Origin of the sequence: Marinimicrobium sp. UBA4509 (genome assembly GCF_002388575.1) — a bacterium.
GTDB lineage: Bacteria > Pseudomonadota > Gammaproteobacteria > Pseudomonadales > Cellvibrionaceae > Marinimicrobium > Marinimicrobium koreense.
Genome location: NZ_DGMV01000036.1, coordinates 54,673 through 57,277, shown reverse-complemented (window position 1 = coordinate 57,277; position 2,605 = coordinate 54,673). Strand labels below are relative to the sequence as shown.

Here is a 2,605-nt window from a genome sequence, read left to right as displayed (position 1 = left end):
GTCTTGAAAGGGTGAACCCCTATCCCGGCCGGACTCAGACAAACATTAGAGGATCTATGGAAGCGGCATTTACAGCGTTTGCGAATTTTATGTGGGGCATGCCCCTGGTGATACTGCTGGTGGGAGGTGGCGTCTTCTTCGTCGCCTACTCCCGTGGCCTCCCCTACCGACACTTCAAACACGCCCTGCAGATCCTCAGTGGCCGCTACGACCACCACGACGACGAAGGCGACATCCCCCACGCCCAGGCACTGAGCACCGCCCTCTCCGGCACCCTGGGCCTCGGCAACATCGCCGGCGTCGCCCTGGCGCTCACCATGGGCGGCCCCGGCGCCATCTTCTGGATGTGGGTCACCGCCGTCATCGGCGTCGCCACCAAATTCTATACCTGCTCCCTCGCCGTCATGTTCCGGGGCAAAGACAGCCTCGGTCGGCTGCAAGGCGGCCCCATGTACGTCGTTCGCGAAGGCCTGGGAAAACGCTGGTGGCCGCTCGCCGCATTGTTCGCCGTCGCCGGTTTGATGGGCACCATGCCCGCCTTTCAGGTCAACCAACTCGTACAGATTGTGCGTGATGTGGTGGCCATCCCCGCCGGGCTCGCCAGCGAAAGCAACCACTTCGCCTTTGACCTCACGCTCGGGCTGATCATCGCCGCCCTGGTGCTGCTGGTCATTACCGGACACGTCCAGCGGGTTGGTAAAGTGACTTTGAGAATGGTGCCGGTCATGGTCCTGCTCTATTTGGGGATGACCCTGCTGTTGTTGATCCAGTACCTGGGCGAAATTCCGGCCGCACTACACCTGATCGTCACCGACGCCTTCAGCGGCCAGGCCGCCGCCGGTGGCGCCATCGGTACCGTCATACTGATGGGCGTGCGCCGGGGCGCCTTCTCCAATGAAGCGGGGATCGGCACCGAATCCATGGCCCACGGCGCCGCCAAAACCAAGGAGCCCATTCGCGAGGGCCTGGTGGCCATGATGGGCCCGGTGATCGATACCCTTCTGGTCTGTACCTGCACGGCACTGGCCATACTGGTGACCGACGCTTGGCAGGTGGACGGAAGTATTGACGGAGTGACCCTCACCGCCCGGGCCTTCGAAACCGCCTTCCCCAACGTCGGCGCCTACCTGTTGGTGCTGGTGGTGGCCCTGCTCTCGCTGAGTACCGTGTTCACCTTCTGGTATTACGGCAGCAAATGCCTGGGCTTTCTGATCGGGGCTCAGCATCAACATCACTACATCTGGATTTACGCCACTCTGGTAGTGCTCGGTAGCGTGGTGAGCCTGCGCGCGGTGGTGGGTTTGGTGGACGGGCTCTATGCCACCATGGCCATTCCCACCATGGTATCCGCCCTGTTGCTCGCCCCCCGGGTGAACCGGGCCGCCCGGGATTACTTCGCCCGGCACCGCAAGGGCGACCATGAACCGGCTTCTACAAATTCATAACGGTTTTTTACGCAACCATACCACCCGGGCGACGTCTAACCGACGTAGTATGGCGTATTCACTGTTAGGCGATTGGGGAGGTCTAAATGACACATCAGCGCGTTATCTCACTCCGTTTCTGGCCGAGGGCCGCGCTACTGGCCATAGTGACCTTATGGCTGGCTGCCTGCGCCCAGCAGTCGCCCCTGCCGCTGGCAGACGATTCACTGCGCCCGGCTCAGCCCGGCAACTTCGACCATGTCTTTCTGCCCCCGGGCGAACGTCTGCCCCGGATCACCACACTTTATATCGAACCGGCCCAGGTCGCCCTGAGCGATTACTGGCTGCGCGACCGAAGGGCTGATTACACCCAACGGGACCTGGATCGCATCTACGAGGATTACGGTCGCTTCCTCGACGAAGCGCTCCGTGAGGGGCTGAGTGAGCAAACCGGGGTTACCCTCACCGAGAACCGCGAAGAGGCGGACATGATTTTTCGCCCTACCCTGCGCAATCTGAACATCTACGCGCCGGACCTGAGCCGGCCGGGGATCACCCGCCACTACACGCGCGAAGCCGGAAACGCCACCTTTGACCTGGTACTGGAAGACCCCAGCGGCAAGGTACTGGCGCAGTTCATCGACCACCGGGAAACCCAGAACCTGACCGGACAGGCGATGGAGTGGACCAACCGGGTCACGAACTACCGTCACTTTAGCCGCTTGATGGACCGCTGGACCCGCAACCTGGCCGTTTACCTGCTGATTGCCGGGGCCGTGCCCGAGCCCGCCGAGTGACGGGCTTTGGTTCACCTGAGCGACGGTTTGTGGCTATAATGCGCCCTCGCGGTTGGCGGGCTACGCCCGATGATCGCCCCAAATAGTCCAAAGAGGCACTGCCTCTCACAACGAGGATGAAGCACCGTGAGTCTAGTCAAGAAACGCATCGGCCTGTTGTTGGCTGCCAGTCTGGGTCTGCTCTCCGCTCTGGCGGTGGCTCAGTCCAGTAACGTGTCCAAAGAAATCGAGAACCGCCTGGCCCCGGTAGGCAAGGTGTGCATGGCCGGTGACGATTGCGCGGCAGCGCCCGTGGCCAGCGCCAGCAGCGGTGAGCCGCGCTCCGGTGAAGAAATTTACGGCTCGGCCTGCGCCACCTGCCACGATGCTGGCGTGTTAGGTGCG

Annotated in this window: 3 protein-coding genes; all 3 read left to right on the top strand. The window is 62.3% G+C overall.

The features are described 5' to 3' along the window. The first annotated feature begins 56 nt into the window (after positions 1-56). Positions 57-1,445 carry an alanine/glycine:cation symporter family protein gene (locus tag B3520_RS05380; RefSeq protein WP_286805803.1) on the top strand — a complete coding sequence of 463 codons (1,389 nt, stop codon included), beginning with the start codon at positions 57-59 and terminating at the stop codon, positions 1,443-1,445. 86 nt (positions 1,446-1,531) lie between these two features. Then, positions 1,532-2,221, top strand: coding sequence for a DUF3313 family protein (locus B3520_RS05375; RefSeq protein WP_286805801.1), 690 nt, complete (start codon positions 1,532-1,534; stop codon positions 2,219-2,221). A 126-nt stretch (positions 2,222-2,347) separates the two neighbouring features. Next, the coding region (locus B3520_RS05370) for a c-type cytochrome (protein WP_414673877.1) at positions 2,348-2,605 on the top strand (258 nt) is incomplete at its 3' end.

What these genes read in the sequence shown, in the direction of transcription:
- B3520_RS05380 (WP_286805803.1), top strand. Translation starts at nt 57, where the DNA reads ATGGAAGCGGCATTTACAGCGTTTGCGAATTTTATGTGGGGCATGCCC.
- B3520_RS05375 (WP_286805801.1), top strand. Translation starts at nt 1,532, where the DNA reads ATGACACATCAGCGCGTTATCTCACTCCGTTTCTGGCCGAGGGCCGCG.